This is a genomic window from Paenibacillus sp. FSL R10-2736 (assembly GCF_038000245.1).
Taxonomy (GTDB): Bacteria; Bacillota; Bacilli; order Paenibacillales; family Paenibacillaceae; genus Paenibacillus_AQ; species Paenibacillus_AQ phytohabitans.
In genome coordinates, this window is record NZ_JBBOBN010000001.1 from 2,718,077 (window position 1) to 2,729,947 (window position 11,871).

Annotated in this window: 12 protein-coding genes; all 12 read left to right on the top strand. The window is 45.3% G+C overall.

What is annotated here, in order from left to right; translation table 11 throughout:
* The first annotated feature begins 21 nt into the window (after window positions 1-21).
* Entirely contained in the window at window positions 22-312 is a 291-nt protein-coding gene (locus tag NSQ73_RS11620) for a DUF6809 family protein (RefSeq protein WP_340986547.1), read from the top strand.
* Window positions 313-515: 203 nt separating this feature from the next.
* Window positions 516-1,211: a hypothetical protein gene (locus NSQ73_RS11625; protein WP_340986548.1), complete on the top strand. Its 696-nt coding sequence runs from the start codon at window positions 516-518 to the stop codon at window positions 1,209-1,211.
* A gap of 126 nt (window positions 1,212-1,337) precedes the next feature.
* A complete protein-coding gene (locus NSQ73_RS11630) occupies window positions 1,338-2,309 on the top strand; it encodes a MerR family transcriptional regulator (protein ID WP_340989255.1) in 972 nt (323 codons plus the stop codon).
* Between the two features lie 309 nt (window positions 2,310-2,618).
* The gene (locus NSQ73_RS11635; RefSeq protein ID WP_340986549.1) at window positions 2,619-3,146 is read left to right on the top strand and encodes a hypothetical protein; all 528 of its coding nucleotides are present in this window, start codon (window positions 2,619-2,621) and stop codon (window positions 3,144-3,146) included.
* A 51-nt stretch (window positions 3,147-3,197) separates the two neighbouring features.
* Window positions 3,198-3,548 (top strand): NUDIX hydrolase, encoded by a 351-nt coding sequence (locus tag NSQ73_RS11640; protein WP_340986550.1) that lies wholly within the window; start codon window positions 3,198-3,200, stop codon window positions 3,546-3,548.
* Window positions 3,549-3,716: 168 nt separating this feature from the next.
* Window positions 3,717-4,454, top strand: coding sequence for a metallophosphoesterase family protein (locus tag NSQ73_RS11645; RefSeq protein ID WP_340986551.1), 738 nt, complete (start codon window positions 3,717-3,719; stop codon window positions 4,452-4,454).
* 431 nt (window positions 4,455-4,885) lie between these two features.
* Window positions 4,886-5,878 carry a hypothetical protein gene (locus NSQ73_RS11650; protein WP_340986552.1) on the top strand — a complete coding sequence of 331 codons (993 nt, stop codon included), beginning with the start codon at window positions 4,886-4,888 and terminating at the stop codon, window positions 5,876-5,878.
* A gap of 13 nt (window positions 5,879-5,891) precedes the next feature.
* Window positions 5,892-6,152: a helix-turn-helix domain-containing protein gene (locus tag NSQ73_RS11655; RefSeq protein WP_340986553.1), complete on the top strand. Its 261-nt coding sequence runs from the start codon at window positions 5,892-5,894 to the stop codon at window positions 6,150-6,152.
* 29 nt (window positions 6,153-6,181) lie between these two features.
* A complete protein-coding gene (locus tag NSQ73_RS11660) occupies window positions 6,182-6,871 on the top strand; it encodes a hypothetical protein (protein ID WP_340986554.1) in 690 nt (229 codons plus the stop codon).
* Between the two features lie 26 nt (window positions 6,872-6,897).
* Complete coding sequence (locus tag NSQ73_RS11665) at window positions 6,898-7,959, top strand: DUF1648 domain-containing protein (RefSeq protein WP_340986555.1); 1,062 nt, start codon at window positions 6,898-6,900, stop codon at window positions 7,957-7,959.
* A gap of 399 nt (window positions 7,960-8,358) precedes the next feature.
* A complete protein-coding gene (locus NSQ73_RS11670) occupies window positions 8,359-10,167 on the top strand; it encodes a cache domain-containing sensor histidine kinase (protein ID WP_340986556.1) in 1,809 nt (602 codons plus the stop codon).
* A complete protein-coding gene (locus NSQ73_RS11675) occupies window positions 10,168-11,802 on the top strand; it encodes a response regulator (RefSeq protein WP_336101817.1) in 1,635 nt (544 codons plus the stop codon).
* Window positions 11,803-11,871 lie beyond the last annotated feature (69 nt).

An 11,871-nucleotide genomic window follows, 5' to 3' on the forward strand; every position in this document is an offset into this window, starting at 1 on the left:
TAGTTTGTGAAAGGAGGCCTGGTGGTAATCATTTTGGAGGATTTCTATTATGGAAGATTGCACCCGAATGAGTTGATTAAGCCAAATGATCCGGAATTGCAGAAGATTAATCAGAAAACCATTGATTTATTACAAATGCTCAAAGCGAGGTTATCCGAAGAAGATTTTGACCAAGTCGAAATGCTATATGATTTACAGAGTGACTCAAACTCGTTGCATTCAGCGTTATCTTTTATCCAAGGCTATAAAATAGGAGCTTTAATGATGATCGATGTATTTAGTGACAAAGATTCTGTTTACGAAGGTCTATAGTACGTTAGTAATGGAAACCGGGGTGAAAATAAAGCTTCAGTTTTTTTTTGGTGGCAAAAAAGCAGGTTTTGCACATGGGGGAATTTGGTTCTTATGGAAGGACGAAATGGATTGTTGTCGAATATTAAAAAGAAAATGGGAAGGGAATTGGTCAAGTAGGCAGTTATCGAACAGATATCTTCAGGTCAGGGAGTGTGCCAATAGTGAACAAAAAGTTTATTGTGTCTAGTTTTCTTATCATGTTTTCAGTGGTATGTCTATCCATTACGGTCTATGCAGCCACTGCAGCATACTCTTTAAGGGTAAACGGGGCTGCCATTAAAGGGGAAGCTAAAGCCATTGATGGAGTGACCTATGTACCTTTGCGTACAGTTATTGAAGGGATGGGAGGGTCATATCATGTCATGCCTGAGTCGAATACAATTAGTATTTTGAGAAGAGATATAAGTATGTACGGCGGGTACAATGAGTCCAATCCATTAAATTTTGGTTCAAAAGCATATTTCGAAATAAATGAAAATTTTGATAAATTCATTGGTTCAGTCTCTATCGAAGAAGCGAGCACAGGAAAGGATGTTTTGAAAAATCTTCAGGAGAAAAAAGGAACTGCTCCAAGGGGTTATACCTATGTTCTTGTAAAAGTGAACCTTGAAATCTTAGCATCTGAAAAACCTGGGGCATCGCTATCAATAAATAATTATAGGTTTGAGTATATTGACGCGGTAACTTTAAAGAGATCCCCTTCTTTTATGTTCTCCAAATATTCTCCCAGCGTATCCGAAGGAAAGCCCTTCAACGGATGGGTTGGATTCTTAATTCCTGAAGGTCATCAATCTGGGATGATAGTTTTATCAAGTCCAGATGACCGGCAGAATGCTCTATGGATGAAGGTAGAGTAACGTCGTAATACTTAAGAATAATTACATAAGCTTCCGGTACCAGGTCTCTTGACTCTAACGTCGCGTAAACCTGTATATTTACTCTCAGAAGGAGGGATAGTCATCGAACTGCAAACCATCAGTCAGGTGTCAAAGCACTTTTCAGTATCTACCCGTACCCTTAGGTATTACGAGCAAATCGGATTGATTACGCCTGCGAAAAAGGAAGATTCCGCATACCGCGCATACAATCCCGAAGCGATCACACGTCTGCGTCAGATTATCGTTCTTCGTAAACTGCGGATTCCGCTCAAACAGATTGCCGAAATTCTGCAAAGTGCGGAAGCGCGTGTTGCCATCGAAGCTTTTGAGCGTAACCTTGCGGATATTGAGGACGAGATCACCGCGCTCTCCACCATTCGCAGTGTCATCAAAGCCTTTGTCGAATATCTGAATCTCAGAGGTGCGAAATTCGCGCTGCCTGACGATGCAAGTTTACTGGAGGTTGTAGATTCCCTGACTGTCTCGAAAATCAACTTCAAGGAGGAAAAGTCAATGGAAGAATTAAACAAGGCAAATGAAAATTTAAACAAACTGGCGGACAAAGATGTGCGGATTGTCTATCTGCCGCCCATGACTGTTGCTGCTGCTTATGCAACGGGAGAAGGCTGCGAAGGCAAAGCGCTGGATATGATCACGCATTTTGTAACAGAAAGCGGACTGCTAACAATTAAACCGGATGCCCGGAGTTTTGGTTTTGACTGCTCTAAGGGGGCAGCAGGAATCGGAGAACCCTCCCATGTATATGAGGTGTGGGTATCCATTCCTGGCGACACAGAGGTACCCGCGCCTTTAGTCAAACGAACGTTCGATGGCGGATTATATGCTGCACACGTGTTGAGAACGTGGGACTTTGAGGACTGGCGTTTTTTGAGGGAATGGGTTAACGCAAGCAATAAATATGATAATGATTGGGATTCTCCGCGCTGGACATCGCTGGAGACGGTTGCGGGGCAAGGATTTGAAGAAACGTTGAATTTTTACAATTACGTACAAAAAGGCGGTAAAATGGACGATTTACAGCTTGATTTATTGTTTCCGATTAAGGAGAGGGTATAAGAGTAAGATCGCCGGGTAAGGCAGATTAAAATCGGCGGTTATAATTGGGTATACTTAACATACAAAACTATACAGCTGTGATTATAACCGCAGATACTATAGAACAACGCGCCAGTGAATTCCACCAGGTATTTCCTCTTACATACGTTAAACCTTCAAGCCCCCATAGTATCTGTGTAAACCTCCCAATCCCTGAGCAACTACTACATATATATCTGCGTACGTGTAACAAAAGCTGAATTCATTTCGTTATAGTCAATGAGTAATGGTTCCCAATAAGAGCGAGAAATCAATGGAGGAGGGGACGATTTGGTCAGAATTGTCTTAACATTAATGATGCTGCTATTCAGTTTAACGGGCTGTTTTGCTCCGCAAAGTGCCACAACATTAGACCACAATGCTACTGCGGCAAAAGATTATTTGGAATCTAAGGGATACAAGGTCTCTTCGTATGAAGGCTCCAGTGAAGTCTACACCTTAACAAAAGAAAAGTTAATGAATTTACCATATTCCAATTACTGGGGGCTGCAAACCGAAGATCCCAGTGTTTATCTGGACAAAGAGGTTAACGTACAGAAGTTCATAGTAACAAACCATCCATTGGATAACTGGAAATCCACAAGCGCCAAACCGGAGAATATTGTTAAATCTAAAGGGAAAACCGCAATTTGGATCTATGTCGTGGATAACCAGGCAGTAGGCGGACATTCTTATCCAGTAATCGATCAGACTTTGGATGGCGGCGTATGGTCATTAGATGGAAGAACATTAGAAGAAGTGCATTCTATGAGTTATAAAGCTTGGTTAGAGCAATGGGAAGCAAAGTTTGGCAGCTAATAAAATATTAAGAATCGTAACTATTCGTTATGCCGTGGGTGAGTTGTTCGTGTGAGTCTAACCTATCGAAAAATAAGTGTCACATATCTGAGGAAGGGTGGGTTCGAGCTTCCCGGGGGGAGAATTGAACTCTTTGAGTCGTTGATCCAAGCCCTGATCAGAGAGGTTAAAGAAGAGACTGGATTAGATGTATACGAAATAGAAGGAAATGAGACAAGAATTGATACCCTGGGGATTAATCCAGAATTTGATGTGGAATGCCTTCAACCATTCGCAGCCTATCAAACGGTTAAAGGTCTGGTCGATTCCGTCGGATATTATTTTAGATGTAAGGCAAAGGGTGCGCCCCTGGAAGCAGGTGACGAAACAGCAGATATCCAATGGATTAGTATTAAGGAATAAAATAAGTTATATATAGCGGATCCACTGGATTTCTCTGATGTTGATCGGGCCGGGGTTAAGTATTACCTGAAGTATATGGGAGTCTAGGTCTGCGATCCTGGCGCAAGTGCCTTTAAGTCACTCGGTTTTTTTACCATAGAAAATAGACAAAGGAAGTGTCGATAGATTATGAAGATTGGAGTAATTGCTGATATCCACGGTAATGCTCCTGCCTTAAAGGCAGTTCTTAATGAGTTTGACCTGAGGCGGGACATTGAACATATTTATTGCTTAGGAGATATGATAGGGATTGGACCAGATACAAATGAAGTTCTGACAATCTTATTTGCCAGAAGTGATGTCTCAATGATTACCGGGAATCACGATGAAGCAGTTTTAGCACTTCAAAAAGGGGAAGATTATCCATTAAGCCACTCTCACGCTAAAGAGCATCACCAATGGATAGCAGATCATATGGACAAAGGCTTCATCACCCAATTAGAACAGTTGCCTCGGACAATCACTTTAACAATCGAAGGCAAGTCTATATTGTTTATCCATTATCATATTGAGCAGACCCAATTAAATGAACATATAAGCAAAGATCCTTTTAGTGAAATTGTTGAGCCGAGTTTAGATAATTTACTCTCTCTATTCAAAGGAAGCAAAGACAAATTAATATGTTTTGGGCATCATCATCCAATTCATTTTTTTGAGGGTAAAGATACTATCTTTTTAAATCCCGGTTCTTTAGGATGCAATTCACAACCAACTGCCCGATATTCAGTAGTAGATATAGCAAAGGACAAAATTACAGTCAGTTTAGAGGAAGTCTCCTATGATAACACAAAATTTTTAGAGTCATATGAATTATTGCAGGTTCCAGAACGTGACTTTCTTATCAAAGTATTTCACGGCAATCAGTAAAGGCAGAAAAGAAGGAGTAAAAAAGCTGGTGTTGAACCTGGTAAGCGAAATGAGAACAAGCTCCTGTGATTATCACACGAGCTTGTTTGCGCTGGCAATCGGAACATCCAAATTACCGCTCTCATAGCGGGAGTAGGTGGCTTTAGCCTGGGATAAAACAAGCCGGTGCGTATAACCACATACGTATGGCTTATTTTTATTTTGTAAAGATTCGGGCTTGTCTTGTTGAATTTTCTGTGGGGCATTTGTTGTATTTACATACTTTTTCGGTTGAACGAGGCACGAAGTCATCCTTGACAATATTTTGCAAATGGCGTACTGTAAGTAGTAAGTGATAAGTAGTAAGTAGTAAGTGATACGAATTCAAAAAAGTTCTTCATACACACGAACACGAACCGGCTTATCTAAATCATGGGTAGGGGTGGATGGCTATGATGGATTTGAAATTAGCACAAAGCTTTGCGCTGATCGCATTAAATGCACAGAGTAGTCTTTACATGACTAATGCGAAGAAAGTGTCTTTGCGTTCTATGGCAGCGGCGGTTATTTTGGAGGCCTACTTAGAGGGATGTTTTACACAAGCTGATAACGGGCTAACTTTCCGCCAAGAAGTTCTTGAAAAGTCCAGTTCAACGCTATACAGGGAAACTGTTCTATTACCCTTGCTCCATAATCATGCTGTGGTACAAGGTGATCTGGAATGGTGGCTGAAAAAAGCTTCCATGCTGTCTAACAAAAAATTAAAGAAGTTTGAAATCGCGATATCAGATTATCTAAAGGCAATGAATGTGTTGGAAGAAATCCCGAGTCTGTTAGGGAGCGACATGTACTTCGATTCAGCGGGTGTTGAAATGAAAGCCTATCGCAGCCATAATGGGGTTTATACAAGCATTACAGAGAACCTTCGGGCAGAAATTCTGGAAGAGGGAACGGTAACAGATGAGATCATTTGCATGCTGTGGCTGCTTCGCGAAAGTGGATGTATGCATGATTTCTTCTCACGGAATGAACTGGAGAAGATCAATACCAGAATGCACGATCTATACCGTAGTAACTCACGGGCAAAGACATTGTTTCGGATCCAAATCCATCATGGAGTTGAGTTAGGGATCAAACAGTTCCTGCAAATGAAGTCCTCGTTTATGAAGACAGATGCGGGCAGCAGTATCAATTTTTTCTTCCCTTTCCTTGAGCGGTCACAGGCTGTCTTTGTAGAGACAGAGGCTTGGTTCGATAATTCTAATAAAAGGCTAAACTCCGTTCTTACAAGACTAGAGTCCTATGGACATGAGGTTAAGGTGATTGAGGGAGGATCAATTGCGACCATCCAAATTGATAATTTGTTATACGATGCGATGCCGCATTTTGTGATGATGAGAGTACCGATTCAAGGTGTGCGTCTCGTTCCGAAGCGCCCACTGTAAAGGAGTTGTATCCATGTCCAGGCAACGTTCCATGGAGGCTATTCTGGCCTCAGAGCATGTGTCAATAGGTGAATTGGTAAGAATCACAGGTTCCCGTTATAGCACGCTGAAACATTACACCGAAGAAGGTATGCTGCCCTTTGAACAGGCTGAAGAGAATTTAACCCGCAGATATAGAAGAGAGGACACCGTCGCACGCATTAATTGGATCAAAGAACTGAAAGCCAGCGGTTTATCTATCCCGCAAATTAAAGAAGCTATAGATGCTTTATAATGATAAGAAAGTTGAAGGTGGCTTATATAATGAAGGTTAAGATTCTATTTGTATTATTGACAATTTCATTAGCAATAAATGCTGTGATATTTTATGGATTAACTAAATATGATTTAGTTGAGAAAGGAAGTACTCAATTACCTAAAACAAGTATGGCAGCAGATCCATTGAAATTAATAGAAAATAAAGTTGACATAGAAGAAAAAGTAAAATCTGGTTACGGATATATCTATAGTTTAACGGATGATCAAATCATGAAGGCGATCAATGAAGGGAAAAAAGATGGTGCATATTTTGGTGAAGACTTCAAATTACCCTTATTATCATCGACCAGCAACGATAGTACATTTGAATACAGGGACGTATTTATTAATACACCTTACAGATTTGTGGCAATACATTCAAGTAATCAATACGCAAAATATGATAGGACGTCATCTATAGAAGAAGTGTGGAAATTTATCAGCTATGATCATATTTCATTCTCTGCTTATGTGATGCGTGGATGGGCTAAGATGTTAGCCATTGAAATGATACAGGAAGGTAGAATAATACAACCATACAAGACTGAAAATAATGCGAATGGAGATATGAAGAGTGTCAATTTTTCAGTCAATGATATAGATTTTCGGGAACCTGCTTCTTTGAAAATATTTGAAAAAAGTAATCCTGAAAAATATGCAGAGTATAAGATCGCTTTCGAGGATTATGTGAAATAATATCCATGTAGAATGAGGTGAATGATATGACGATACTGCCTGTTATAATATTTATCTTAGTGTTCGTACCTTCCATTGTACTCATCGTGAGTATGCCGTATTTAACAAAAGAGACAATTAGTTTCGGAGTCACCGTCAGCGCTGTACAATTCCTCAGTGAGCCGCTGCGCCAGATGCGGAGGTCATATGCCAGGATTAGTGCTATTCTACATACCATCCTATTCATTGTTGGCATCCTATGGCTAATCTACAGTGATGAACATTCCAAGCAAGTCAGTTGGATTATTATTACCTATGCACTCGCCATGCTCATAATCTCCCTTGTCATTAATATTAGCTATCATTTCAAAATGAAAAGTGTACTGCCCACGCTGACTATTGCTCCTGAACCATCGATCATGACCGTGGACACTGAATTGCCAAACAGAAACAGGGGCTTATCTAATTATTGGTTCTTCATTCATGTTGTCATTATGGTTGTTAATATTGTATTTGTGCTCCGCAACTACGATCTGATTCCTGATCAGCTTCCAATTCATTATAACATCAGTTTGAGCATAGACCGCTATGCAGCTAAATCGTATACCTCTGTGTTTATGACTACGCTAATTCAAGGGCTCGTAATACTGTTGTTCCTATTTGAGAATTGGAGTATTCGCAGAGAGAAACAGCAGGTTAGAGAAGACGTTACTTACCGCCGGGCTTGGTCGTGTTTTATGATTACAGCCAGCTTCCTAATAGTGATCCTGTTAGCCGTCGGGCAGCTCAATATGATATCTCTGCTTAACATCAATTTCGCTATCCCCGTTATCCTAATCATAATAGCCTTTATCATCCTATACGCCTTCGCCTTATCGTTCTGGGCGGGTCAGGTCGAAAGCCGCTTGGAGCGATCTGCCGATAGCGCCAATGTTAGACCTGTCCATGATGAAGATAAATGGAAATTAGGTATGCTTTATTTCAATCGCAAAGATCCAAACCTAATTGTCGAGAAAAGGTTCGGAGTCGGCTGGGGAGTGAATTTCGGCCACCCAGTTGTCTGGCTGATTTGTCTCGGAATTATTGTATTGTTGGTTGTGGTGCGGTAAGAAAGCTTTAAGTGATGGTACCTACGTAAAACAAGCTCATGTGGTTCGTCACTGGGCTTGTTTTTGTGCTGCTTAAGATCTTTGTCTCCGTCTAAACTGCGGATTTTTGTATGCAATGATCATTATTCTAATTTAACCTTTGGGGTAGGGTTTCTTTTGGTTTGTTCGGTTAAGCAAATAGTCCGTACTCGTCATATGAAAATCTGCCAGCTTAATCAGAATCGTCGTAGGAATGTCAACATCACCATGTTATGTGGAAGGCCCCCTGCCTATTGATAATAAGGGACGGAATCCGCTAAATAATCATGCCCTGTCTTGACGCCGGGCTAGAGCAGCCGTATGGTACAAGTGACAAGAACATACAAACATAGGGAGGTACATGCTCAAGAAGGGGGAACTATGAATACATTCACAGCCTATGCAAGGCAGATCCGGCGGCAGATCGCCAGCAGGTATTACCGGATATCCATCAAGCAGCGGATTCTGTTCTCGTTCATCATGCTGATCACGCTGTCCATCAGTGCGATGGGCAGCTTCTCGTATTGGATCGCCGCGCAGGAGATTGAGGATAATGCTTACGCCAGCAGCCAGGAAACGGTCAGCAAAACTACCCAGCTGCTGGATTCCCGCCTGAATGATGTGGCACTGTCCGTGCAGTCCCTGATGCTGAGCGATGCGTACCGGAAGATGATGATGGATGTGCTCAGCCATGATGTGTCGAATTATTATGTGCATCTGTCGGATCTGCAATATGTGCTCTCACAGGCGACGTTTAATCAACCGATTATCGAGAATGTGCTGATCGTCACGCCGATAGGCGACTTCTACTCCACCACGCAAATCCGCGCGCAGGATAACTCGTTTTACGGCTCGGAATTATATGATCTCAGCAAGGAGCAGCCGGGCGGCTACTGGGCCAAAGGGCATTATGACCGGCTGTTCACGGGCAGCCAGCGGGTCGTCTCCTTCGTGGTCCGGGGAATCTATGAATACCCGTATACGCCGGTCAGCAATGTGTTTATCGTCGTCAATATCCGGGAGAGCCGGATTGACGAACTGCTGAATCAGGGCGGGCAGCAGCCCGGCCGCAATTATTACCTGATGAGCGGGGAGGGGGATGCAGTGGTGGAGTCGCGCTGGCCGTTCCGCGGCAGATTTCCCTGGAAGCCGGTGCTTGCGGAAGGCGGCGCAGCAGCCGAACCGCAGAAGCATACCTACAGCTATGGCGGCAAGGAGTATCTGGTCAATTATAAAAGCTCTGCAGCATCTCCTGACTGGATCATCTCCGGCATGCAGTCGCGCGACCAGCTGCTGGGCAAGCTGGAGAGGGTGCAGCGCATCACCCTGTATGTAATCGGTGTCTTTCTGCTGACTACCTGGCTGATCTCCAATCAGCTGACGTCTGTGCTGCTGAGGCCGCTGTTCAAGCTGCGGCGGCTGATGCGCAGGGTCGAAGAGAACCAGCTTAGTGTAGTGTACGAGAGCCGCTATGAGGATGAGGTCGCCCAGGTCGGCTTTCAGTTCAACCGGATGATGTCGGAGATTAAGGCACTGATTGAGGATGTGAAGTCGAAGGAGGAGGACAAGCGGCATGCGGAGATCCGGGCCCTTACCGCGCAGATGGAGCCGCACTTCCTGTACAATACGCTGAATACGATTTATTGCAAATCGGTATTGGGCGTGAATGAGGATGTGAATGAGATGATCCTGTCATTATCGCAGATGTTCCAGATCGGGCTTAGCGGAGGCAAGGATCTGATTACCCTTGAAGATGAGCTGTCCCATGTGCGGCAGTATTTCTCCATTCAGCAGAAATGCTATGAAGGACTGTTTGAATACAGCATTACGGTTGAGGATGAAGAGCTGCTGTCCTGCCCGCTTCCCAAAATCATCCTGCAGCCGGTTGTGGAGAACAGCATCCAGCACGGGTTCAGTGACCGGTCCGGGGGAGGCCGGATTGACATCACGGTCAGCCGGGAGCTGGAGATGCTGCATATTACTATTACCGACAACGGGCGAGGGCTCGATGCCGGGAAGGTTAGGCAGGGAATGAGCAGCGCCCCGCAGTCCAAGAAGGGCTACGCCCTGTTCAACATCAGACATCGCCTGGCGCTCTACTACGGAGAGGAAGCCCTCATGGAAGTAGACGGAGAACCGGGCAAGGGGTCGCAGACGGAGCTGTGGATTCCGTTAAGAGAGGAGCGATAGATGATGGACCAGAAGCTGGAGCCGGGAAGGTTCAAGTTATGTATCATCGACGATATTAAAAGTGTGGTGGAGATGATCTCTCGCAAGCCGGCGTGGCAGGAGCACGGTATTGAGGTCGCCGGCACGGCGCTCGACGGTGAAGAGGGGCTGCGGATCATCCGCGAGACCCGGCCCGATATTGTGCTGACCGATATCCGGATGCCGAGAATGGACGGGCTGAAGATGACCCGGGCGATACTGGAAGATCTGCCGGACTGCAAGATTATTATCCTTAGCGCCTACTCGGAATTCGCTTACGCTCAGGAAGCCATCCGGCTGGGGGCGCTCGATTTCGTGAAGAAGCCTTTTTCGCTGGATGAGATTGTGAATGTGGTGCTGAAGGCCAAGGAGCTGTGCCGGGAAGAACGGCAGGAGACTGCGAGACTGGCGGTGATGGAGTCCAAAATCAGGGAGAGCCTGCCCATCCTCCGCCAGGAGTATCTGACCTTCCTGCTGCATCACCAGACGACAGAGGCGGATGCCCGGTCCAGGTGGGCATATCTCGATATCCCGCTTGCGCAGCATGACTTCTTCGTGTTTGTCGCAGAGATCGATCATTTCGCCGAGAAGCTTCAGGGCCAGCCTGTGCAGGAGGTGGAGCTACTGCGGTTCAGCCTGCACAATATTCTCGAAGAGACGATTTCCGCCTGGACCCGCGGTGTGATTATCCGCGAGGCCACAGACCGGTATGTCTGCATCATGAACGGCTCGGCCCCGGATACCGCTGCGCTGATTACGGAAGCCTGCTGCACGAATGTAAGCCAATTCTCCCGTAATACACTCTCTATTGGCGTGGGGCCTGGTGTATCAGCGATTCATGAGCTGGCTACAGCCTACAGGCAGGCGCTGAGCGCTCTGGGTTATCATTTCTATACCGGAGGCAACGGTGTATATCATTACGGCAATATCGAGAATAAGCCGCTCTCGCTTCACAGCTATTCAGCCGCCGCCGAGCAGGAGCTGCTGTTTGCCCTGCGTTCCGGCAATTCCGGCAAAAGCCTGCAGGTGCTGGACCAGCTGTTCTCGGAGCTGCTGGACAGCGAGCTTTTGCCTGAGCCAAGGTATGTCGAAAGCGTCGGCTATGAGCTGAGCTCCAAGATCTGCCGGGTTCTGCTTGAGCAGTTTCCCTATGAGCAGGTGGAGCCGCTGGAGCGCGGAATTGAGGCAATGAAGAACCGGGTGCATCCTTCCCTTCAGGATATCCGGAGCCTGCTGTCCGGGCTGTGCCGGGAGGCCTGCGCGCTGGTGGAGGAAGCCCGTTCCCTGGAATCCACGCGGATTATCCATCAGGCGATCGCTTATATCCGGAGTCATCTGGATACGGGACTGTCACTGGAGCAGGTTGCGAAGCAGATTAACCTCAGCCCAGGATATTTCTCCAACCTGTTTAAGAAGGTGCAGGGGGGTTCCTTTCAGCAATACGTGATGCATGAGAAGATGGAGAAGGCCAAGGCGATGCTGATCGGCGGCCTGCAGGTACAGGAGATTGCCCAGGATCTCGGCTACGAGCACAGGCGCTATTTCAGCGAGGTGTTCAAGAAGTATACAGGAATGACCCCGTCGGAGTTTAAGCTGCATTACCTTGGAAAAGAATAAAGAAGGACAAGGGAGGGGCTTCCGCCAAGCGGAGAGTCACTCCCTTTTGTATGATGGGCAGCCTCCGCC

Excerpts from the sequence above, each read along its gene's own strand:
- NSQ73_RS11645 (WP_340986551.1), top strand. The coding sequence starts at position 3,717 with ATGAAGATTGGAGTAATTGCTGATATCCACGGTAATGCTCCTGCCTTA.
- NSQ73_RS11650 (WP_340986552.1), top strand. The coding sequence starts at position 4,886 with ATGATGGATTTGAAATTAGCACAAAGCTTTGCGCTGATCGCATTAAAT.
- NSQ73_RS11655 (WP_340986553.1), top strand. The coding sequence starts at position 5,892 with ATGTCCAGGCAACGTTCCATGGAGGCTATTCTGGCCTCAGAGCATGTG.
- NSQ73_RS11660 (WP_340986554.1), top strand. The coding sequence starts at position 6,182 with ATGAAGGTTAAGATTCTATTTGTATTATTGACAATTTCATTAGCAATA.
- NSQ73_RS11665 (WP_340986555.1), top strand. The coding sequence starts at position 6,898 with ATGACGATACTGCCTGTTATAATATTTATCTTAGTGTTCGTACCTTCC.
- NSQ73_RS11670 (WP_340986556.1), top strand. The coding sequence starts at position 8,359 with ATGAATACATTCACAGCCTATGCAAGGCAGATCCGGCGGCAGATCGCC.
- NSQ73_RS11675 (WP_336101817.1), top strand. The coding sequence starts at position 10,168 with ATGATGGACCAGAAGCTGGAGCCGGGAAGGTTCAAGTTATGTATCATC.